Source organism: Pseudoalteromonas sp. GABNS16E, assembly GCF_028598715.1.
In the GTDB taxonomy this organism is placed as follows: domain Bacteria; phylum Pseudomonadota; class Gammaproteobacteria; order Enterobacterales; family Alteromonadaceae; genus Pseudoalteromonas; species Pseudoalteromonas atlantica.
In genome coordinates this window covers 26,453-48,748 of record NZ_JAQREZ010000021.1, presented here as the reverse complement: position 1 = coordinate 48,748, position 22,296 = coordinate 26,453, and the positions used below count along the sequence as shown (strand labels likewise).

At 42.5% G+C, this 22,296-nt stretch carries 22 protein-coding genes; all 22 read right to left on the bottom strand.

The window, feature by feature from the left end; all coding sequences use genetic code 11:
* Window positions 1-43: 43 nt before the first annotated feature.
* Entirely contained in the window at window positions 44-2,272 is a 2,229-nt protein-coding gene (locus PSI06_RS10445; RefSeq protein WP_004588310.1) for a chemotaxis protein CheA, read from the bottom strand.
* Window positions 2,273-2,287: 15 nt separating this feature from the next.
* Window positions 2,288-3,055 carry a protein phosphatase CheZ gene (locus tag PSI06_RS10440; RefSeq protein WP_004588309.1) on the bottom strand — a complete coding sequence of 256 codons (768 nt, stop codon included), beginning with the start codon at window positions 3,053-3,055 and terminating at the stop codon, window positions 2,288-2,290.
* 15 nt (window positions 3,056-3,070) lie between these two features.
* The gene (gene cheY, locus PSI06_RS10435) at window positions 3,071-3,454 is read right to left on the bottom strand and encodes a chemotaxis response regulator CheY (RefSeq protein ID WP_004588308.1); all 384 of its coding nucleotides are present in this window, start codon (window positions 3,452-3,454) and stop codon (window positions 3,071-3,073) included.
* 41 nt (window positions 3,455-3,495) lie between these two features.
* Entirely contained in the window at window positions 3,496-4,206 is a 711-nt protein-coding gene (locus PSI06_RS10430; protein WP_024032309.1) for an RNA polymerase sigma factor FliA, read from the bottom strand.
* A 26-nt stretch (window positions 4,207-4,232) separates the two neighbouring features.
* A complete protein-coding gene (locus PSI06_RS10425; protein ID WP_004588306.1) occupies window positions 4,233-5,090 on the bottom strand; it encodes a MinD/ParA family ATP-binding protein in 858 nt (285 codons plus the stop codon).
* Window positions 5,083-6,558: a flagellar biosynthesis protein FlhF gene (flhF, locus tag PSI06_RS10420; protein ID WP_256851454.1), complete on the bottom strand. Its 1,476-nt coding sequence runs from the start codon at window positions 6,556-6,558 to the stop codon at window positions 5,083-5,085. The genes PSI06_RS10425 and flhF overlap by 8 nt, the downstream gene beginning before the upstream one ends.
* 22 nt (window positions 6,559-6,580) lie before the next feature.
* On the bottom strand, window positions 6,581-8,692 hold the full coding sequence (gene flhA, locus PSI06_RS10415) for a flagellar biosynthesis protein FlhA (RefSeq protein ID WP_273603713.1): 2,112 nt from the start codon (window positions 8,690-8,692) through the stop codon (window positions 6,581-6,583).
* A 205-nt stretch (window positions 8,693-8,897) separates the two neighbouring features.
* A complete protein-coding gene (flhB, locus tag PSI06_RS10410; protein ID WP_273603712.1) occupies window positions 8,898-10,031 on the bottom strand; it encodes a flagellar biosynthesis protein FlhB in 1,134 nt (377 codons plus the stop codon).
* Between the two features lie 8 nt (window positions 10,032-10,039).
* Entirely contained in the window at window positions 10,040-10,819 is a 780-nt protein-coding gene (gene fliR, locus PSI06_RS10405; protein WP_004588302.1) for a flagellar biosynthetic protein FliR, read from the bottom strand.
* Between the two features lie 2 nt (window positions 10,820-10,821).
* Entirely contained in the window at window positions 10,822-11,091 is a 270-nt protein-coding gene (fliQ, locus tag PSI06_RS10400) for a flagellar biosynthesis protein FliQ (RefSeq protein ID WP_273603711.1), read from the bottom strand.
* A gap of 42 nt (window positions 11,092-11,133) precedes the next feature.
* Window positions 11,134-11,877 (bottom strand): flagellar type III secretion system pore protein FliP, encoded by a 744-nt coding sequence (gene fliP, locus PSI06_RS10395; protein ID WP_004588300.1) that lies wholly within the window; start codon window positions 11,875-11,877, stop codon window positions 11,134-11,136.
* A gap of 4 nt (window positions 11,878-11,881) precedes the next feature.
* Window positions 11,882-12,265: a flagellar biosynthetic protein FliO gene (gene fliO / locus PSI06_RS10390; protein ID WP_004588299.1), complete on the bottom strand. Its 384-nt coding sequence runs from the start codon at window positions 12,263-12,265 to the stop codon at window positions 11,882-11,884.
* A complete protein-coding gene (gene fliN, locus PSI06_RS10385) occupies window positions 12,262-12,660 on the bottom strand; it encodes a flagellar motor switch protein FliN (protein WP_004588298.1) in 399 nt (132 codons plus the stop codon). The genes fliO and fliN overlap by 4 nt, the downstream gene beginning before the upstream one ends.
* A gap of 20 nt (window positions 12,661-12,680) precedes the next feature.
* A complete protein-coding gene (fliM, locus tag PSI06_RS10380; protein ID WP_004588297.1) occupies window positions 12,681-13,772 on the bottom strand; it encodes a flagellar motor switch protein FliM in 1,092 nt (363 codons plus the stop codon).
* Between the two features lie 9 nt (window positions 13,773-13,781).
* Window positions 13,782-14,315 carry a flagellar basal body-associated protein FliL gene (gene fliL, locus PSI06_RS10375; RefSeq protein ID WP_004588296.1) on the bottom strand — a complete coding sequence of 178 codons (534 nt, stop codon included), beginning with the start codon at window positions 14,313-14,315 and terminating at the stop codon, window positions 13,782-13,784.
* Between the two features lie 57 nt (window positions 14,316-14,372).
* Window positions 14,373-16,358, bottom strand: coding sequence for a flagellar hook-length control protein FliK (locus PSI06_RS10370; RefSeq protein WP_273603710.1), 1,986 nt, complete (start codon window positions 16,356-16,358; stop codon window positions 14,373-14,375).
* Window positions 16,359-16,447: 89 nt separating this feature from the next.
* Window positions 16,448-16,894 (bottom strand): flagellar export protein FliJ, encoded by a 447-nt coding sequence (gene fliJ, locus PSI06_RS10365; RefSeq protein ID WP_004588294.1) that lies wholly within the window; start codon window positions 16,892-16,894, stop codon window positions 16,448-16,450.
* A complete protein-coding gene (gene fliI / locus PSI06_RS10360) occupies window positions 16,894-18,228 on the bottom strand; it encodes a flagellar protein export ATPase FliI (RefSeq protein WP_273603709.1) in 1,335 nt (444 codons plus the stop codon). Before fliI ends, fliJ begins: the two co-directional genes overlap by 1 nt.
* A gap of 18 nt (window positions 18,229-18,246) precedes the next feature.
* A complete protein-coding gene (gene fliH, locus PSI06_RS10355) occupies window positions 18,247-19,056 on the bottom strand; it encodes a flagellar assembly protein FliH (protein WP_064386715.1) in 810 nt (269 codons plus the stop codon).
* A gap of 3 nt (window positions 19,057-19,059) precedes the next feature.
* Window positions 19,060-20,100 carry a flagellar motor switch protein FliG gene (gene fliG, locus PSI06_RS10350; protein ID WP_004588291.1) on the bottom strand — a complete coding sequence of 347 codons (1,041 nt, stop codon included), beginning with the start codon at window positions 20,098-20,100 and terminating at the stop codon, window positions 19,060-19,062.
* Window positions 20,093-21,808, bottom strand: a complete 1,716-nt coding sequence (gene fliF / locus PSI06_RS10345) for a flagellar basal-body MS-ring/collar protein FliF (protein WP_004588290.1) — start codon at window positions 21,806-21,808, stop codon at window positions 20,093-20,095. The genes fliG and fliF overlap by 8 nt, the downstream gene beginning before the upstream one ends.
* A gap of 20 nt (window positions 21,809-21,828) precedes the next feature.
* Window positions 21,829-22,161 (bottom strand): flagellar hook-basal body complex protein FliE, encoded by a 333-nt coding sequence (gene fliE, locus PSI06_RS10340; RefSeq protein WP_004588289.1) that lies wholly within the window; start codon window positions 22,159-22,161, stop codon window positions 21,829-21,831.
* Window positions 22,162-22,296: the final 135 nt, after the last annotated feature.

The window sequence follows — 22,296 nt, the reverse complement described above, 5'->3', positions numbered from 1 at the left end:
CTTATTAAATTTATGTATAGGCATACACAGGTATGCCTACATTTTACCCTGCGTAATGCTTAAGCATATTAGGTACATCCAGAATCAGCGCAATACCACCGTCAGATGTAATTGTTGCACCAGCCATTCCAGGCGTACCTTGTAATAACGCATCAAGAGGCTTAATAACAACTTCTTCTTGGCCAATTAATGAATCAACCACAAAGCCAACTTGCTGAGTACCTATTTGTACAATTACCACATGACCTTGCGCTTTTCGCTGAGAACAATCAGCACCTTTAACTAACCAATGCTCTAAGTAAAATAGCGGTATCGCTTTTTTACGAACAATAATTGTAAGCTGACCATCTACCACATTGGTTTTGGTTAAATCTAAGTGGAATATTTCACTCACACCAGCAAGTGGTAACGCAAACGTTTGCTCACCAACAATAACCATCAGCGTAGGTAAAATAGCCAGTGTTAATGGTACTTTTATTTCTAAAATAGTCCCTACGCCCAACTCTGACTGTATACTCACAGAGCCATTAAGCTGCGTAATTTTAGTTTTTACTACATCCATGCCTACGCCACGGCCAGAAATATCAGATATCTCTTCTTTGGTCGAAAAGCCTGGCGCAAATATTAAGTTATACGCTTCTGTATCTGATAAGCGACTTGCCTGATCATGGTCAATAACGCCTTTACTGATCGCTATTTTTTTCAGTTTTTCCGCATCCATACCTGCACCATCATCTTTAATGGTTAACAAAATATGGTCGCCTTCTTGCGAAGCCGATAATGTAACGTTACCGGTTCTAGGCTTACCCGCAGCTTCACGCGCTGCTGGCATTTCAATTCCGTGGTCAACTGAGTTTCGTACTAAATGCACCAACGGATCGGCCAGTGCCTCAACTAAGTTTTTATCTAAATCGGTTTCTTCACCTACAAGCTGTAAATCAATTTCTTTATTTAAGCTACGGGCTAAGTCACGTACTACGCGAGGGAATCGGCCAAACACTTTTTTGATAGGCTGCATTCGCGTTTGCATTACTGCACCTTGAATATCAGCAGTGACCACATCAAGATTTGATATCGCCTTACCCATCGCTTCACTGTCTGTATTGGTCGCTAAACTGACCAACCTATTTCGTACTAATACCAACTCGCCAACCATATTCATTATTTGATCTAAACGCTTTGTATCAACACGTACTGTAGTTTCAGCAGGTGGAGGCGTAGCTTTTTTAGGTGCAGCGCTACTCGCTGGTTTTTCAGCCACTTTAGGTTTAGGCGCAGCGGCTTTTGCCGCCGGAGCTTGTTTTGCTGCAGGTGCTGGCGTAGGCTTTTCTGGCGTAGGTTTTGCTGGCGTTTGTGCTACAGGTGCAGCCTTAGGTGGCTGCGGTGCAGGTGTGTCAGCTTCTTTTGATTCTGGTGCGGCACCTTTACCATGCAGTTCATCAAGCAATGCCTCAAATTCATCATCGCTGATTTCATCATCACCGCTATCATTTGTAACAGCCGCTGGTGGTGCTGTGTGTTTTACTTCTGACTCACTGCTTGAAGTATCTCCTGCAACCGGACCAAAACTACCTACACCGTGTAATTCATCTAATAAACTGTCAAATTCATCATCGGTAATATCTGAACTTGAATCTGGCTCTGCACTTGCACTTGGTTGCGACACCGGGCTCTGGCCTTTGCCGTGTAGCTCATCGAGTAAGCTTTCAAATTCATCTTCTGTAATTTCATCAATTTGCGTGCTATCTGCTGAAGGGCTTGAACCTGCCACATCAAATAGTTCATCAAATGCAAATGGGTCTTCATCATCTGTTGCGCTAACGGGAGCTGCGGGTTCTTGTTCAACAACTTCGGGGGCTGTTTCAGTAAGCTCTTCATCCGTAGGCGGTTGACCAAGTTTGTGAAGGGTTTCTAGTAATTGAGGGTCTGCTGGGTCTGGCTGTTCGCGGTTTTGAATAGTGGCAAACATTTCATTAATGGTATCTAGTGCTTGTAAAATCACATCCATCAATTCTGAATTAACGGTTCTAACCCCTTGGCGTAAGAGATCAAATACGTTTTCAGCACCATGACAGGCATCAACAAGCTCAGTCATAGCTAAAAAGCCTGCTCCCCCTTTTACGGTATGAAAGCCCCTAAAAATAGCATTTAGTAACTCAGTATCTTCTGGGTTATTTTCTAGCTCAACTAACTGTTCAGATAAAAGCTCTAGGATTTCTCCAGCCTCTACAAGAAAGTCTTGTAAAATATCTTCATCGACTTCAAAGCTCATGCAGTTACTCTCCTCTTAGAAGCCCAAACTTGATAATAGGTCATCGACCTCGTCTTGGTCAGATACAACATCATTTCGCGACTCTTTATCAATAATAGGGCCTTCAGGACCTGCTAATGTTTGTGCGGCAACCAGTTCTTCTGTTTCTTGTTGTTCTTTACTTTCAGCAATGCTGTCATCTTGTGCAGCAAATGCTGTTAAAAGGTGTATTAAACTTTCTTCTACTTCTCTGACTAATTCAATTACACGGCGGATAACCTGGCCGGTTAAATCTTGAAAATCCTGCGCCATTAGTACATTAGTCATTAAAGTTTGCAACTCATCGGTTTTATGATGAGAGCTGTTCATAAACTTGTCGATGCTGTGGCATAAGGTTTTAAACTCGCCCAGCTCTATCTCGCGGTTCATAAGCCTATCCCAAGTAGGCTTAATATGTGCAATTTCATCTGCTAACTGCTGCGCAATAGGAAGGCTTGCTTCGACCGCATCCATTGTCTTATTAGCTGCATTTTCTGTCATTTCCATGACATAGTTTAAGCGCTTTTTCGCATCCGGAATTGCATCAGTGGTTAAATCGGTTAAACGCGTATCAAGTTCAAAGCTTTTAAGGGCTTCGTGTAATTGGCGTGTTAACTTACCTACTTCAGCAAAAAGCTGCGATTGCTCTTGAGAGGCAGTATCTAAAATTAATTGATCAGCTTTATCTTGCTCACCGTTTTCTAAAAAAACGACGAGCTGACGAGCTTGTTCTAAAGTAATTTGAGGCGCAGCTGGTGCTGACATAAGCCTCTCCTCTCATTAACCTAAGCGTTCAAACACTTTTTCTAATTTAGTTTTCAAAGTACCAGCAGTAAATGGCTTAACAATATAGCCATTAACACCTGCTTGCGCTGCCGCTATTATTTGTTCTTTTTTAGCTTCTGCCGTCACCATTAAAACCGGAATATGTTTTAATTTTTCGTCAGCTCTAATGGCTCTTAGCAAGTCAATACCCTGCATGCCTGGCATGTTCCAATCGGTTACAACAAAGTCAAAAACCTGATTTTGCAACATAGGTAATGCTGTAGAACCATCGTCAGCTTCTTGAACATTCGTGAACCCTAGGTCACGCAACAGATTTTTTATAATACGTCTCATTGTAGAGAAATCATCAACAACAAGAATTTTCATGTTTTTATCCAAAACATCCTCCGGTGAGGTCTTAACCTATAATTTACTTACTACTAGTTTATCCAGTCATTGATTTTTGCTTTGAGCTTAATCATCGCCTGACCATGTATCTGACTTACACGCGATTCACTTACATCGAGTATATGCCCAATTTCTTTTAAATTCATTTCATCGTTGTAATACAAAGAAAGCACCATTGCATCTCGCTCCGGTAAAGACTTTATTGCCTCTAACAATGAATTATTAAACCGTTCATTTTTAACATTATTAAATGGTTTGTCTAGCGCTAAATCTTGACCTGCAGGGCTAATAACATCTTCATCTACCCCTAGGTCTTCTATACCAAGCACTTTACTGGAATTAACATCATTTAAAATATGATGGTATTCTTCTAGCGAAATATCAAGTTTTTCAGCTACTTCAGTATCTTTTGGTTCTCTATTTAAGCTATTTTCTAATTCTGTGATGGTTTCGGCTACTAATCGGCTTTTGCGGTGCACCGAACGTGGTGCCCAATCCCCTCTGCGCATTTCATCAAGCATAGCGCCGCGAATACGAATACCAGCAAACGTTTCAAAGCTTGCCCCTTTACTGGCATCAAAGTTTTTTGAGGCCTCGATAAGGCCAATCATTCCCGATTGGATTAAGTCATCAAGCTGAACGCTAGGAGGAAGACGAGCTATTAAATGGCACGCCACTTTTTTGACAAGCGACGCGTGTTTTTCAACAATCACATTTAAATTTTGTGTTGATTGATATCCCATAGCTCTTTTCACCGATGTTGTCATAATCAGCCGTTTACTAGCTTCTCAATGAAAAACTCTAAATGTCCTGAAGGTTGATTAGGTATAGGCCATTTTACTGCTTTTGTCGCTAATGTTTTAAACGCGACTGCTGCTGGTGAATTAGGGAAAAGATCGACAATTACTTTTTGTTTGCGCGTAGATTTACGCATATTTTCATCATATGGAATAGTCGCAACAAGCTCCATAGACACATCTAAAAAGCGGTCTGTTACTTTAGAGAGCTTTGCAAAAAGCTCTTGGCCCTCGCGCATACTGCGCACCATGTTTGCAACAATTTTAAATTTATAAACGCCATGCTCGCGGCTAAGTACTTTAATAAGCGCGTAGGCATCAGTAATAGAGGTCGGCTCGTCACACACCACCACCATGACATCTTGCGCTGCACGAGAAAAACTCAGCACCATGTCAGAAATACCAGCGGCGGTATCTACAATTAAAATATCAAATTCGGTATTAAGCTCACTAAAGGCACGAATTAACCCAGCATGCTCAGATGGGGTTAGCTCCACCATACTTTGCGAGCCTGATGTAGCAGGCACGATTTTAATACCGCCTGGGCCTTCAACTAAAATCTCGTCAAGTTCGCACTCGCCTGAAAGGACATGAGATAAGTTTTTTTCAACACGTAGTCCTAGCATTACATCACAATTAGCTAGGCCTAAATCGGCATCTAATACTAATACACGATTACCCTGCTGCCCTAAAGCAATAGCAGTATTTAAAGAGACGTTGGTTTTACCCACCCCTCCTTTACCGCCGGTGACAGCGATAACTTTTACGCCGTTGTTGTTTTGACTCATTTTGCGCAGGCCGCTTGCTTGATCTAATACTGTGTTAATCATACATCCCTACTGTGCTTGACGCCACTGCTTGGTGTCTTGAATGTTGTGCTTTTGCTCTTTTTAAATACAATTGCTCAGCTTTTTTTACTAGTTTTTCAGCATTTGCAACGCGAATATCTTCTGGTACACGCTGACCATTAGTAAGATACCCTATTGGAAGGCGATTTTGAATCGCTATACTAATAATCTCACCTAAACTTAATGATTCATCTAACTTAGTGAAAATACAACCGCTTAGCTGAACCTTTTTAAAATGTCTTACGGTTTCTTGCAGTACATTTATTTGTGCTGTGGCACTTAATACCAAATAACTACGTATATCTACTCGCTGGTTGCGCATTAACGTATTTAATTGCTCTGTAAGGCGTAAATCACGTTGGCTCATACCCGCTGTATCAATTAATACTAGACGCTTATTGCGTAAATGATATAAAACTTCAGCTAATTCATTGGCATCTTTTACTTGTTTAACACCACAACCAATAATACGACCATACGTTGCAAGCTGCTCATACGCACCAATTCTGTATGTATCAGTGGTGATTAGGGCAACTTTGTCGGCGCCATACTTTTGTGCGCCTAATGCGGCAAGTTTAGCTACTGTGGTTGTTTTACCTACACCAGTAGGCCCAACAAGTGCATACACACCCCCTTGGCGAAGAATTTCGTTATTGGTGGTTTGCATTTGATCTTCAACCATTTGCAATAATGCTTTCCAACCTTGCTGTCGCGATACGTCATCTGGAATAAAACACGCCATTTGCTCTGCAACGTCTTTATCTATTCCCATGCCAACTAAACGGTCAATCATGCATGCACGTGTAGGGTCGCGACGTGCCATATCTTGCTGCATTAAACCCGATACTTGGTGTTCTAGTAACTGGCGAATTGCGTTCATTTCATCACGCATCGCGCTCATTTGGGCGCTTTCGTTGTTATTAGTTTGGCTACGTGGTGCAACCGGCGCATCTAAATCGTCAAAGTCTTGATCTAAATCATCAAAGCCTAGGCTGTCTGCTTGGGTTTGCATGCGTTTTGGCGCTTCATTTTCGCGAGCAAACATATTTGTCGTACGTGGCTGTGCTGGCTCTTGGTAATGCTCAGACGTATCAATACCTGATTGCGAAAACATAGAGGCTAGCTCAGGAGAGCGAGGGCGTGGCGACTGACGCTCTAATAAAGCTTGTAAGCTATCAGCTACTTTTGCTTGTGGCTCAGGTTGCGCACGCTTAGGCTCTGGCTTTACAAAGTTATGAGTAGGCTGTTGCACGGCTCTTTGCGGAGCAGGCGCTGCCTGTGGTTGCGCTGCGGCTTTAGGGGCTGCTTTGTCGTAATCTACTGCGGCAACAATTTCTACACCATTAGCGAGTTTTTTGTTCGACATAATAACGGCATCAACACCTAGCTCATCTTTAACTTCTTTCAGTGCGGTGCGCATATCTTTGGCAAAAAAACGTTTAATCTTCATGGTTCAACCCCTGTTAAAATCTTTATTGTTGGCCTACTGAGCTGACAATCTTGATCTGTCTTTCATCTGGTACCTCTTGATAAGACATCACCCTTAAACCCGGTATGGTGTACTTAACAAAACGAGATAACACAGTGCGTAACATTCCTGACGTTAGCAATATTGAAGGTTCTCCGGCCATTTCTTGATTCTGATGCGCTTCGTTTAATGATGTTTGAAGTCGCTCAGCAAGGCTTGGTTCTATTCCGGCACCTTCGTCGCCTGCATTTTGTAATGACTGATGCAACATCTGTTCCAACTCAGGCGCCAAGGTTATGACAGGGATTTCTGATGACATTCCCACAGCGTCTTGAACTATTAAACGGCGCAGCGAAATACGCACTGCAGCTGTTAAAACATCGGCATCTTGGCTACGTGGGCCGTACTCTACAAGGGTTTGAACAATAGAGCGCATATCACGAATAGCCACACCTTCGTTTAATAAATTTTGCAGTACTTTTACAACGGTTGTCAGTGGTAGTACTTCTGGCACTAACCCTTCGACTAAACGTGGATGGCTTTTAGCTAACATATCAAGCAGGTTTTGAACCTCCTCATGGCCTAGTAATAATGCGGCACTGTTAGTTAATAACTGGCTAATATGGGTGGCTACCACAGTGGCTGAGTCAACCACGGTGTAACCTAGTGATTGTGCTTCGTCTTTTTGATCAGGCTTTATCCACACCGCATCTAAGCCAAATGCTGGGTCTTTGGTTTCAACCCCTTTAATAGGGCCAAATACTTGCCCTGGGTTGATGGCCAGTTCATCGCCATGTTTGAGTTCGCCCTCACCACTTGAAACACCCATCATGGTAATACGGTACGCATTAGGGTCTAACTCTAAGTTATCGCGAATATGTACAGGCGGTACTAAAAAGCCAAGCTCCTGAGATAGCTTTTTACGCACCCCTTTAATTCGGTTGAGCAGCTCACCACCTTGAGATTGGTCAACAAGCGGAATAAGCCTGTAGCCAACTTCTAAGCCAATAACGTCAATTTGTTGTACATCGTCCCATCCAAGCTCTTTTTTCTCTTGCTTGTTTGCAACACCAGTACCGGCAACGGTACCACTTTCAGCCTCTTGGGCTGCTAGAGCAGCGGCTTTTAATTTTTGCTGCTGAGTAAAGTAAGCTAAGTAGCCAAGTAGTGCGCCTAAACTTAAAAAAGCAATATGAGGCATACCCGGAACTAACCCCATAATGATTAAAATACCTGAGGCGATAAATAATGATTTTTCGTTACCTAATTGGGCTTTAAATTGCTCACCCATGTTATGTGATTCGTTTTGGCGAGTAACAACAATAGCAGTACCAATAGAGAGCAGTAATGAAGGAAGCTGCGCCACAAGGCCGTCACCAATGGTAAGTAAAGTATATACTTCCATTGCGCGGCTAAAGCTCAAGTCATGTTGGATCATGCCCACAAATAAGCCGCCAACAATATTAATAATTAATATCACGATACCGGCAATGGCATCGCCTTTTACAAACTTACTCGCCCCATCCATAGAGCCGTAAAAGTCGGCTTCGCGGGTTACTTCGCTGCGGCGCTCACGTGCTTGCTCTGCACTAATAAAGCCAGCGTTTAAGTCGGCATCTATCGCCATTTGCTTACCCGGCATAGCATCTAGCGTGAAACGAGCCGATACTTCAGAAATACGCCCTGCACCTTTGGTTATTACTACAAAGTTTATGATGATCAGAATTAAAAACACCACTAAACCTACCGCGTAGTTTCCGCCAATAACCACTGAGCCAAACGCTTCAATTACTTTACCAGCCGCATCACCCCCGTTGTGACCCTCAAGGAGCACCACGCGCGTACTGGCAACATTTAGTGCTAAACGCATAATTGTAGCGATTAACAATACCGCCGGAAACATGCCAAATTCGAGGGGTTTCATGGTGTAAACAGTCACCAGTAAAACAACTAAGGCAAGGGCAATATTAAATGAAAATAATATATCAAGAAGAAATGGCGGCAGCGGTAAAATAACCATACCCAGCGCTGCAAGTACTAATAGCGGTGTGCCAACACCTTTGGCATACTCTTTTTTATCTTTGTTAAGTTGTTGTAATACCGCTTTAAAATCCATAACTCTACAATTCAATAAATTGACACTAGCCTGAAATTGCAATAACTATTCCAAGTATAGAGCCAGCAATAGATTCATTGAGTATTGATACAAAATTTAAAGCAAGTGAGAGACAAGAGCGAATGGGCTTTATGGTTTGAATTTGCAGCCCCATGTTGGTATTTAGGCAAGGCGCCCCTGTAAAGTATGGTTGGCTCAGCTTACCCTAATCGTATTTAAAATCATCCGGAATAGGCAGTTTAGATTTAAGAGGGATGGGGCGCTTTCCGCGGCCTTTTTTAAACCGTTTAAGCTGAAATACATAGGCTAAAACTTGAGCGACAGCGGTAAATAGCTGATCTGGGATCTGTTGGCCTATTTCGGCGGTATGATAAAGCGCCCGCGTAAGCATAGGAGATTCTACAATCGGTACTTCGTTACCTTTGGCTATTTTACGAATTTGCATAGCCATTTCATCTATCCCTTTGGCAAGTACAATCGGCGCACCTGCTCGCTCAGTATCGTATTTTAGCGCCACAGAATAGTGAGTAGGGTTGGTTACAATTACGTCGGCATCGGGGACATCTTGCATCATTCTTCGCTGCGACATTTGCCTTTGTGTTTGCCTAATGCGCGCTTTAATTTGCGGATCACCCTCTGAGTTTTTGTACTCGTCTTTGATCTCCTGCATAGTCATTTTAAGTTGTTTGTTGTGGTTATAACTTTGATAAGGCGCATCTATTGCGGCAATAATCACCAAAGTGCACGACAACCCTAAAAACATCCACGAGAGTATTTCAAGGGCATGAATTATATTACTAGGTGCGCTTTCAATACTTAAATGCAAAATTTCATCAAAAAAAGTTTGAATCAAAAACACCGCAAAAATAGCCACCAGCGCAAACTTTAATATAGATTTTACAAGCTCTATCGCTGCTTGTGGGCCAAACATGCGTTTAAAGCCCTTCATTGGCGACATTTTACTGGGTTTAGGTGCCGCGGCTTCCCAACTAAAATTAAAGCCGCCGAGTAAGGTATTTCCTATAAATGCTGCAATAACAATAATTAAAACAAACATCGCCATAGGAAACAGCAACGCACTGGCCACCTCACTCCACACCGCAAACATTTTAGTGGTGTCGTAGGTTTCACTGCGATTTAAAGACAGCATCCTGCCCATAACATTGTACAAACCTTTGCCTATTTCGGGCCCATATAACAGCAACGAAATTGCAGAAAAAATAAGTACAAACATAGTACCTAATTCTTTTGAGCGTGCTATTTGACCTTTCTTTTTAGCATCTTCGAGCTTTTTGGAGGTGGGTTCTTCTGTTTTTTCTTGTCCTGAATCTTCAGCCATTGCCCCTCCTACACCGTACAGCCAACAAGGCTACACATTAGCTCAATCATTTTTAACCACTGAAACTCAAATTGGGTTACAAAATTACCCAAGGTGGCCCAAATAATCATTAAACCGGCAACTAATGTAAACGGAAAACCTATTGAGAAAATGTTTAATTGCGGTGCTGCGCGGGTCATAATACCAAATGAAATATTAATAATGAGCATGGCCGTTAGGGGGGCTAAAGCCAATACCAATGCAGTGGTAAACATCCAGCTGCCCCACGTTACAATATCCCAGTAATGATCAACAGCCCACCACTGGCCGTTTATAGGCAACACCGAAAAACTATGCACCACCATTTGAATCATCATTAAATGGCCATTAAAAACAAAAAATAACAAGGTCGCTAAAATTAAGTAAAACTGGCCAACTGCAGGCACACTCGCACCATTTGAAGGGTCTATAACAGAGGCAAAGCCCAAACCGGTTTGCATTGCCAGTATTTGCCCAGCAAGCACAAAGGTATTTAGCATTAGCGTAGAGGCAAACCCTATCGCAACACCTATCAACATTTGCTGTATAACCACCAGCACCATTTCAAAAGAAAATAAATTAGTAAATGTTGCAGGAGGCAGCGCTGGCACCACTAAAAACGTTACCACTACCGCCAATCCCATTTTAATGCGCGTAGGTACGTTTTGTGCGCCTAAGCCCGCCATAATCATGATCATAGAGCTGATGCGAACTAAAGGCAGTAAAAAATCACTTAACCATTGAATAACAACAGAAAAAGGAAATTCCACAATTAGCCTGCAATTTCAGGAATGAGTAACACTAGGCGGGTAAAAAAATCCATTAGCTCTTGAGTAAGCCAATGCCCACCTACAATAAGTGCTCCAATGGTAAATAATAAGCGCGGTAAAAAACTTAGGGTTTGTTCATTAATTGAGGTTGCCGCTTGGAACACCGCCACCACTAAACCAACAAGTAAACCAGGTACCACAATAGCTGATACCAGCTTAATAACTAAAAACAGTGCATCGCTAAGAATATCAACAAAAATTTCTGGTTCCATGTTGTACTCCTAATGTTTAAAAGTGCGAATGTAAAACATGGTTTATGTCCCTAAGCCAAAGCTTTTGGCTAACGTGCCCATTACTAAGCTCCAGCCATCGACCAGTACAAATAACATTATTTTAAAAGGCAAGGACACTATCATGGGCGAGAGCATCATCATACCCATGGCCATTAATACCGAGGCAACCACTAAATCCACAATTAAAAACGGTATAAAAAACATAAAACCAATGATAAACGCGGTTTGTAGTTCACTGGTCACAAATGCAGGTATTAACACAATAAGCGGTGTGGCCTCTGGCGAATCAAGCTGCTCATAACCTGCTATTTTGGCAAACGTTTCTAAGTCTTTTAATCGTACCTGCGAGAGCATAAAGGCCTTCATGGGCTCCTTTGCAAGCTCTAATGCTTGTACCGAAGTAACTTGTTCATTTAAATAGGGTTCTATCGCACGTTCGTTAACTTGCTGATAAATAGGCGCCATAATAAAAATACTTAAAAAAAGCGACATCCCTAATAAAACTTGGTTTGAAGGTGTTGATTGTAAACCAATGGCTTGGCGCAAAATGGCCAGTACAACAATAATACGGGTAAACGAAGTCATCATAATTATGGCGGCAGGAATAAAGCTCAGCGCCGTCATAATTGCCAGTACTTGCAAGGTTACAGAGTAATCTTGCGTCCCGTCGGCATTGGTTGTAATGGTTAGAGCGTCTATGCCCTCTGCACTGCTTGCAGCAGGTACAAATAACACAGCTAAAATAATCAGCAGCCACTTTATCATAGGGTTAATTCTTTTTATTTTGATTCGTTTGCGGGTTTAGTAGTTTGCTAAATCGCTTAGCAAGTTCTGGCAGTTCTTTTTCACTTAACGGCGTGTCTAATTTATGTAAGTAGTTAATACTGTGCGGGGTGACCCCTAATAAATGCTGTGCATTATCTATTTCAACCACCATTAAGCGCTCTCGAGAGCCAAGCGGTAAGCTTCGTACCACTTTAAATTCTTCGCTATTAGCTAAATTTGGGTTAAGTTTTTTAACAAAAAATGCCAGCACTACAATCAGTACTAGCACCGCAACCAACGACAACACCATAGACAAAATGTCGGCCGTAGGTGTTAACGTTTCTGCCTTTGTAAATACTGAGTTTGTTAAAGCAGCAAGGGAGCTCATCGTAATTTTTTGATCCGCTCTACCTGGCTAATAACATCCGTTAAACGAATACCAAATTTATCATTCACTACAACCACTTCGCCATGGGCAATGAGCGTACCATTTACTAATACATCCAGTGGTTCGCCGGCTACACGGTCTAGTTCAACAACAGAGCCTTGGTTTAGCTGCAGTAAGTTACGAATATTTATTTTAGAGCGCCCTACTTCCATAGAAATAGTCACAGGAATATCTAAAATTGTATCGAGTTTACGCTTTTCGTCACCGCTAAGTTCATGTTTAGCATCACTTAGTTCATCAAGCTCTGCTACATGCGCTTCGGCGCTCTCATCACCGCCTTCGGCTTCAGCTAGGGCTGCTGCCCATTCGTCCATTGTGTCTTGATCATCGCTCATACTTTTAACCTTTTAATCAATTACCAGTCTAAGTCTACACCGTCAGAAAGGTGTAAATCATCTTCTAGTTCTGCTAATTCTGCATCTGAATCAATTTTCTTGCCGCCTTTGGTAAATACATGCAGCTCAGATTTAACTGAATCAGGGCGTTTAATTTTTTCACTAATTTGTAGCGCAACGTTATCGCGAGAACGACCCATTTTAGCTCTAAATGTAGGTAACTCCTCAACAAATACCGTAATATGCTCTGGCATTTCTACCGGTATAATATCGCCCGCTTTAAGTTCCATTATTTGTTTAAGAGACAAATCCACCTCAAGAAGTTGAGTCGACATATCCACCTCAACGTCCATAATTTCATCGCGTAAAGCTTTGCTCCAGCGCAAATCGGTGTCTTCTGTATCCGATTGTACACCCGCATCTAATAGCTCTCTAATGGGTTCAAGCATTGAATACGGCAAAGCGATGTGAAAATCGCCGCCACCGCCATCTAATTCAATATGAAAAGAGCTAATAACCACAACCTCAGTAGGGCTCACAATGTTAGCCATTGCTGGGTTTACTTCTGAATCGAGGTATTCAAACGACACGTCCATAACCGGTGCCCATGCTTCTTTGTAATCTTCAAAGATAATTTTTAGTAGCATTTGCACGATTCGACGTTCGGTAGGGGTAAATTCGCGGCCTTCAATTTTGGCATGGTAACGCCCGTCACCACCAAAAAAGTTATCTACCAAAATAAACACTAAACGTGCTTCCATGGTGATAAGGCCAGTGCCTTTTAGCGGTCTAAAACGCACCATATTTAAACTTGTTGGTACAAATAAGGTATGAATGTATTCGCCAAATTTAATCATTTGTACGCCATTAATCGACACCTCTGCGGTGCGGCGCATCATGTTAAATAAGCTTATTCGCATATGACGAGCAAACCGCTCGTTAACAATTTCCAGGGTCGGCATGCGACCACGCACGATCCGATCTTGCGAAGAAAAGTCGTACTGTAATGTACTGCCTTCGCCGTCTTCACCTTCGTGTATATCTTCCTCTTCGACTTCATCAACGCCGTGTAAGAGTGCATCAATTTCGTCTTGGGATAATAAATCGCTCACGCTAGCCCCTTATTGCATCACAAAGCCGGTAAACAATACCCGCTCAATTACTTTTGTGCCTTCAACATCATTCAGCGCAGCTTGCACTTTTTCAAGCGCAGTAAAGCGTAATGTTTCTTTGCCTGCACTGGTGCTGAGTTCATCAGCTGTGGTGGTTGAAAACACGCTTAATAAGGTGCCTTCAATCAGTGGGATGTGCTTTTTAGCGGTTTCTTCATTTACATCGCCACGCACAAGTAATTGCACTTTTATTTGTACAATTCTATCTCTGCTTGACCCAGGTACATTAAACACAAAGGGTCTTGGCATAGCAACATACAAGGCACTGCCCATTTCAGCTGAAGAGCCTGAAGGTGTAGCCGAGTCGCTTTGCGCTGCGGTTGTTGTTTCTTCATCTAATGTTTCAACGGGTGCATCATCGCCCGCCATAAAAAAATAGCCTGCACCACCGCCAACAACAAGCAGTACTGCCACTATGATTATGATCAGCTTTTTTTTGCTTTTACCGGTTTCTTCTATTTCTAAACTTGTTTCTTCGGCCATTGTGATTCCTTTTTTAGCAAAGGTACTTGCTTGTTTTAGTTATTATAATAGCAGTACTTAGGCATAGTAATCTATTGATGATGAAGTTTGTTGTCGAGAACTTTGTGGGTTAGCTCCATCTTGCTCATCATTTTTATCCTGCTGTGTATTTTTATCAGCCGTTTGACCTTGTGATTGCCCCTCGCCTTCATCGCTTTGCTCATTACCAGATTGCCCGTAAGAAATCGTACTTTCACCTAAATCAATTCCCTGCTCGGCTAACATTTCACGTAAGCGCGGCATTGATTGTTCAAGTGCTTCTTTAGCTTGCTGGTTTTGCACTACAAAATTTATTTGTGCTTGTTCAGCATCACTTCTGATACGAATTTGCATACTGCCCATTTCTGGCGGATCTAAGCGAATTTCAGCTTCTTTATTGCTAATGCTTAGCATTGAAGATACACGCTCTTGAAGCATTTTAGCTGCATCACTTTTAACAATATTAATAGCCTGCATCATACTTGCATCTATATTTACCTGCTTAACCTGCGCGGTGCTGCTTTGTAATTGCTGCGACTGTATAGCTTGGCTCTCTAAAATAGACTGCTCATAACGAGCGTTGTCGTACTGAGTATTTATTTGTGCCTGCGTGTTATTAATGCCATCAGTTATCAACGTAAACACCTGGGCTACACGCGATAAACCAGTATTTGTTTTAGGCTCTTTAAGTAAGCTTTCCTGCTCAGCCTCTAGGGCGTTTAACTCTTCTGGATTTACACCGTCTTGCTCAATGCTAGAGTGTGCTTCAGCATTAATTATGGCTTTATTTTGCGGTGTATTCGCATTCATTGCAGCATTACTGGCTTGCTGCGCATTTAAAGCCATATTTGCAGAGCTCGACACACTTTGCGCTTTGCTCTCACTAAGCTGCGTATCAAGCATAGTTTGTAAGTTGCTTATTGTTTCATTTACTTTTTTGAGTGTATCACCTGTTGGTTGCTCGTTACTCACATAGCTTTTTAATTGACTAAGTAGCGCCTGCTTTTCATCGCTATTTAAGTTTTTTAACTGAGATTGAACTAGCTCACCGCGCGTGCTTGGGACTTTTTCGTTTTGTACGACAAATTCTGTCAGTAATTGTTTAACGGAGCTTGCACGATCACCACCTTCACTTGGCGTGGTTTCAGTAAATGAGCTTTTAACGTGCTCGTTTAATTGTGCACGTTGCGCTTCGCTTAATGAGTTGAGTACTTTAGATGTAGTTGATAGCTCTGATTGCGTAGATGAACGAGTCAGTTCTTTGGCTAATTGCTCTATGTCTGCATCGCTTATAGGCAGTGCACTTTCAGCATTTAATACAGTGCCTGGCGCTTTTGTATTCTCAGCTCCTTTATCTTCATTATTTACAGAGGCTGCACTGCTATTAGCTTTATTAATTTGTGTTTGCACCGCTTCTGCTATTGGGTTTTTAGCTGCACTACTTGCTAGGCTCTCATTTTTTAAAGAAGGGGCTAAATTTTCTCCAGCGCTTTGCTTAGCTGCTTTAGTTTCAAGCTCAGCGTTTGTAAACGCGCTTTTTTTGCCATTGCTATTATCGTCAGCTAAAAGAGTATCATCGGCTTTAGTCGTTATGGCATCTGCTTCATCAGTTTCACCTAATTGCGAAGCTAAAAAGCTAACTCTTTGATCACTCTTTTTAGCACTTAAAGCGCTAAAATCATTATCGCTACTGCCGTGTTTTTTTACACTTACGTCAATCACTTGCGAGGAGCTTATTTGTGCTAAAACGCTATCGCCAGATAATAACGTATCTTGCGTGTCATCACTTGATGAAGCTGTCGGTTTTTTGCTATTGGCTAGCTGCTTATCATCTGTTGGCAATAAAGAGCCTGCTTGGCTAGGAGCCTCAGAATTAGCAGGCAATACAAAGGGTTTGTCTGCATCTTGTAGCTGGCTTAAAAAAGCATCACCAGATTCGTTACCTGCAGGTAAGTTATTGTCTTTAAATGCTAAAAAAGAGTCTTTTTCAGCTGTTGCCAACATTGAAATATCGTTTATTGCCATAATTCACCTACACAGCACTGCGGCAAGTTGCCACCGCACTTTGCCAAAATTAATTACCACCTATCAACAAAGCAATAAACGCGCCAAAGTTATAAACTTTTACGGCGCTGAAAAAATTGATTAGCAGAAAACTCGTCCAGCATTTTTTGCTCACTCTTTGCCATTAGCGCCGCCGCTTTTAGGTTTTGTTTTTCAATTAATTTTGCTACGGCTTTTGCTTTTACCTGCTGCTTTAACCACAAAGCTTTACGCTGTGTTACAACTTGCTTAGCAGTATTTACCGTACTGGCTTGCTGGCGAATCGCTTCTTCAATTTTTGCTATAAAGGCATGGTACTGGCCAAAGCCCGCGCTTGATAAACCGGACTTTCCTTTCACATGTAATTGCTGAGAGTATTCTAATCTAAAGTTATTTAACCCTTGCAGCTTTTGTTGGTTAGCTTGTAAATTTTGATTGGCTTGTAAGTAGCTCATGCGCAGATTTTCTTCTTTGTCGTTTTCGAGCTTAAGCAGTAAATCGAGCTTATTTTTTGCCATTATGCTTGTCCTAGTAATTGGGCTAGTCCGTGTAAACCATCGTCGTAACTTATTACATCACGCATACCTTGCTGTAAAAACGCATTTACGCGCGGCATCATGTTTATAGCTTGATCAAGCATTTGGTCAGCCCCTTTTTGATACGCACCTAAGGTGATCATATCTTTATTTTGCTGATACATTGAATACACTTGTTTTAATACGCGGGCCTGCTGCATATGAGGCTCAGACACCACTTGCGGCATAACACGAGAAATTGATTTTTCGATATCTATCGCGGGATAATGACCGCTATCGGCTAAGTCACGCGAAAGTACAATATGCCCATCTAAAATAGCACGTGCTGCATCGGCTATAGGGTCTTGCATATCATCGCCTTCACTGAGCACTGTAAAAAACGCAGTGATAGACCCTTGCCCTTCACCGCCATTTCCCGCTCGTTCCACCAGCGCCGGTAATTTGGCAAATACAGAAGGTGGATAGCCTTTTGTTGCAGGAGGTTCGCCAACCGCTAGCGCTATTTCGCGTTGCGCCATGGCGTAACGGGTTACTGAATCAAGCAATAACAATACGTTTAAACCTTGATCACGAAAGTACTCAGCAATGGTCACCGCACTTTCACAGCCTTTTAAGCGCATAAGGGGCGATGCATCAGCAGGAGCAGCTACCACAACAGAGCGTTTGCGCCCTTCTACACCGAGTATCTCTTCAATAAATTCTTTTACCTCACGGCCACGCTCACCCACTAGGCCAACCACAATAACATCGGCTTCACTGCCGCGGGTCATCATACCTAAGAGGACCGATTTACCAACACCAGAGCCTGCAAACAAACCCATACGCTGGCCTTGCCCTACAGTAATAACTGAGTTTATAGCCCGTACACCTACGTCCATAGGTTGGCTAATTGGTCTTCTAGCGAGGGGGTTTATGGGATTTTGTGCAAACTTTAAATAGTGTTCGGCGTTAATTTTCCCCAGGCCGTCAAGCGGGCGGCCTAAGCCATCCACAACGCGGCCCAGTAGGCTCATACCAACGGGCAAGCCGGTATCATTTACTTGTGGAATAACACGCGCACCGGGTAACACACCGGAAATGTGGTCATTAGGCATTAAGTAAAGGGTTTGCTCACTAAAGCCCACTACCTCAGCATCTACAAACCCTGACATAGTTTCTATTTTGCATTGGCTGCCTACAGGCGCACGTAGCCCTTTCGCCTCAAGGGTTAAACCGACTACTCGGGTTAAAATACCTGCTACAGCAGGTTTAAACACTGCAATATGGTGTTGGTATTGATTTAAGCGTTCGCTTAGAGGTGCACGTTGAGCTGCCATAACACGCCACAAAAAAGATTAGATACCGCTATTATGCAAAAAGCTATCCAACGTTTCTTTGACACGGGTTTTTAGGGTCATATCTAAAGACGATTGAGGCGTTTTAACTTCGCAACCGCCGCGCTCGAGTGTGGGTTCTGCAATTAGCTGCCAATTATTATCTGCAATAGTTTGCTCACCATAGCTTTGCTTTACCAGTTCTAGATCATCTGGGTTTAAATGCACACGAACTTTTTCTTGCTCAGTATTTAATGCATCTATGCTTTTTTTAAGCGTATGTAAAATAACATCGGGCGATGTTTTAATTTCTTGATAGGTTATAGCTTCTGCCAACATAACCGCTAATTGCACTAAGTGCTTTTCTGCCAGTTCGTCCACTTTATCAAGCGGAGCGCTGAGGTTGTCGATTATGCTACGCAAGCTGGTTAACTGCTCTTCTATTAACGGCTTAACGTCTTCTTGGCCTTGTGTTTTACCAAGCTCTACGCCTTCTTTGTAACCTGCTTCTTTGCCCTCACCAACCCCTTTTTCAAAGCCATCTATGTAGCCTTGTTCGTGCCCTTGCTTTAAGCCTTCCTCATAAGCATCTTGCCTAATGCGCTCAAGCTCTGCCATAGTTAACGAAGGCAGTTCAGGCTCTTGCGGCTGAGTGTCTTCTACTGCTTCTTCTTCAACTTCTTTTTTATACAAATCAGAAAGCGGTGTACCAAAAGCCGTTGAACGATTGCCAAAACTACGCTCATCAGGAGCAACATCAGGTATTGGCCAGTTTTTTAAAAGCTCATCAGCTTCATCTGCATGTAAAGGGCGACCTTTTAATTTAGACATAGCTTACAGGAACTCCTCGCCACCGCCGCCGCCTAACTGAATTTCACCCGAGTCAGATAGACGCCTTGCTGTTGATAGCACTTCTTTTTGGGCAGCTTCTACTTCACTTATTCTAACCGGTGCCATTGCTTCTAAGTCATCGGCAAGCATTTCGGCAGCACGTTTAGACATATTACCCAAAATTTTATCTTTAAGCGCTTCGTCAGTCCCTTTAATTGCTTTCATGAGTACGTCTTGCTGTACTTCACGCAATATGGCTTGAATACCGCGGTCATCCACATCCATAAGGTTTTCAAACACAAACATAAGGTCCTGAATTTGCTGAGACATTTCTTCATCGTGTTCACGAATAGAGTCCATCAACTGCCCTTCTACATTTGTATCTAGGTAGTTCATGATATCTGCCGCGGCTTTTAAGCCACCCATTTTAGCGGCTTGTGCGCCTGCTTGGCCGGCAAATTGTTTTTCCATAATTTCGTTAAGTTCTTGCAATGCTGCAGGTTGCACTTCTTCAAGGTTCGCAATACGCATAGTTAAATCTAGGCGCACTTTTTCAGGAAATTGCGCTAGGATTTCTGCCGATTGCTCAGGCTCTAAATACGATAAAACAATAGTTTGAATTTGCGGGTGCTCATTACGAATAATATTGGCAACTTGCTTTGAGTCCATCCATTTAAGTGAATCTAAGCCTTTTGCGCCCGAGCCCATTACAATTTGGTCTATCAAACTAGCTGCTTTATCTTCACCTAATGCGGCGGTAAGCGCCTTTTTAATAAAGTCTTCTGACTGGAAGCCAATTGTACTAAAGCTTTGTATTTGTTCTATAAATAAGTTGTGAACTGCGCTTATTTTAGATTGTGACAAGTCATCTAGCGCGGCCATTGCCATACCCACTTTTTGCACTTGCTTAGGCTCTAAGTGTTTAAGTATTTGCGCTGCGTCTTCTTCAGATAAGCTCAATAAAAGAATCGCGGCTTTATCTACGCCATCTAACTTGTCAACATCAAACGCTGGCGGGAGTTGTTTTTGTTCTTGATCAGTCATCTTCTGTTAACCACGCTTTCACTACTTGTGATGAGAGTTCAGGTTCGTTCGCTACAAGTGCTCTTACCGCTTTAAGCAAATCTTCGTCGCCATGTAAATCTGGCAGCTGTAGTGTACCATCGCTTGAGAAGCCTACAGAAGCAGAATCAAAGTCTTTATTTAGCATATCTAGCGTGCTATCGCCAATATCCACCCCAGAGCTTAATGCATCTTCATCGTACTCTTCGAGCGTATCATCTGGGTATATTAAGCGTTTAAGCATAGGCTTAACAACTGCCATAATAAGCACAATAATAACCAGCGCACCCAATACTAAGCGGACGATTTTCATAAACCAGTCCTGCTCCCACAGCGGTACTTCTAAATCTAAATCAACTGCTTCGCGTACAAATGGCACGGTTACCACCTCTAATGCATCGCCGCGTTGCATATCAAAACCTACCCCACCTTGTAATAGGCGACGTATATTTGACAAAGCCTCTACCGAGCGCGGCGCCATGGTTGTTTCGCCGTTTTCACCTACTTTTGGCACATAATCAACGGCAACCGAGACGCTAATTCTGCGAATAACCCCTGTTTGTTGGCGCTTATGCGAAATGGTGGTGTCTAGCTCAAAGTTACGCGTAGCCTCTTTATGCACTCGGCTTGGGTTCGTTGCCGTACCAGCATTGCCTTGACCTGCCACTTCTGGAATAGTTGAATTCATTGGTGGCTGATTAGTAAGTGCCCCAGGAATACCTACCGCTAAGCCACCAATGTTGTTCTCTTCAAATGTGGTTTCGCTTCTTACTGCTGGTAAGTCTGGGTTGTAGCGCTTTTGTGTTTCTTCTACTGAGCTAAAGTCCATATTTAAATCAACTTGCGCCGTGTAGTTACCCAAGCCAACTACAGGAATAAGAATACTGTCTATTTTTTCTAAATACTCTTGCTCACGCTTTCTTTCAATGTCGTACTCTTTACGAGAGCGTGCTGCTAATGAGTCTTGCGAGCCTGAATTAAGTAAGCGGCCATTTTGATCTGTTACCGTAACACGAGAAGGCTCAAGCCCTTGTACTGCAGAGGCAATCATATCAACCACTGAGTCAATCTCTTCACCATCAAGCATTCTGCCGCGCTTAAGAGTCAATACCACTGTGGCTGATGGCTTTTTCTCTCTGCGTGCAAATACGTTTTCTTTTGGAATGGCTAATAAAACTTTAGCGCGTGTTACGTTGTTTAATTCTTCTATGGTGCGGGCAAGTTGTTGTTCGCGGCCGTGTTTTAAGCGTTCACGCTCTAATCGTTGGCTAACACCAAAGCCCATATCTTGCATTATGATGTCGGTGCCTGAAGTAGGACCTTGCTCAAGGCCTTCACGGGCCATTAGCAATTTAATGTTTTGATACTCACTTTCATCAACCGAAATTACGTTGCCGTCTAGCTCGTAGTCAATTTTTTGTGCATCTAAAAAATCAAGGGTTTGGATCAGCTCCTCTGTTGGCATTTTACCAAGTGGACGCATGTCTGGCTGACGTGCCCAAATAATCACAAATATGGCAATAGCTAAACAAATAGCCAGCGCAATAATAAGGGTGACTTGGCGAAGCACATCAACACCATTTAAGGCGCTTAAGTAGCCCGACTTTTGTTCTTGTTGCTCGTTATCTTCGCTTTGGTCAATACCGCCGCCAGCAAGAGCAAGATCTGTTGATTGATTAGATTGCGCCACAATAATTCTCCACTACCTACTTAAACAGGCATGTTCATAATTTCTTGGTATGACTCAACAAGTTTATTTCTTACTTGTACTGTAGCCTCAAATGCCACTGACGATTTTTGTGAGGCAATCATTGCCTCAGCAAGCGATACACTTCTATCACCCATTTCAACAGCCACTACTTTTTGTTTAGCATCTTGTTGTAAGCCATTAACCGTGTTTAATGCATCACTTAGTAAGTCACCAAATTGAGCAGACGATGTTGGCTGAGCTTGAGTAGGTAGCTTATTGATTTGATTTGTATGGCCTGCTTCTAAAGCCATTGATTGCATTTCTTGAAATAGCGCGCTGTTTTGAATTTTCATAATTTTCTCTGGCAAATGCAGTTAACGTTCATAAAGGGAATAAAGCACAAAGTGTGCCATAAAAATAAACCTTTAATTACATGAGGTTAACTATTATTTTTGAGAGTCAGAGATTTGACAACCCTAAACTAAGCG